The organism is Variovorax glucosi, from assembly GCF_051216695.1.
Lineage (GTDB): Bacteria > Pseudomonadota > Gammaproteobacteria > Burkholderiales > Burkholderiaceae_C > Variovorax.
Map to the genome: position 1 here is coordinate 1 of NZ_JBPJZE010000259.1, position 521 is coordinate 521.

At 62.2% G+C, this 521-nt stretch carries 1 protein-coding gene; it reads right to left on the reverse strand.

Annotated features, from left to right (window positions below; genetic code table 11):
* Positions 1-521 (reverse strand): sensor histidine kinase (locus tag ACSFA3_RS24775; protein ID WP_435508012.1); only part of this gene is annotated, 521 nt, incomplete at both ends.

The following is a 521-nucleotide window of genomic DNA, read 5'->3' on the forward strand; positions in this document are numbered from 1 at the left end:
CGCCAGAAGCGCTCGAAAAAGCGGGTCAGGTCCTGCCCCGTCGCGCTCTTGCCGCGGTCTCGCACGATCAGTTCGATGACAGTTGGGCTCGCGCGGCAATCGACCTCCACGATGCCGCCGTCGCTCGCATAGCGAATGGCATTGTCGATAAGCGCCGAAAGTACCTGGCCCAACCTGCCCCTGTCGGCGCGAACGATCTGGTCGCCGCCTAGATGATTGACTGCCACCAAGCCACACGCTTGCAGAGAAGGCTTCGCCCATGAGATTCGCTCGTCGACGAAGCTGCGCAGATTGAAGTCGGTGAGCTCCAACTGCAGTCGGCCGCCTTGGGCGAGCGAAAGAACCTGCAGGTCGCCGATGATGCGATTGATCTGCCCGAGCTGATCCAGCACAGTCCTGATCTGCCGATCCTCGAGTGGGAACACTTCGTCGATGATCCCCTGCAGCCGCCCGATCGCCGCTGTGAGCGGTGTACGAAGTTCATGGGCGATCGCGGCACTGGAGTCCTGCAGTTCCCGGTC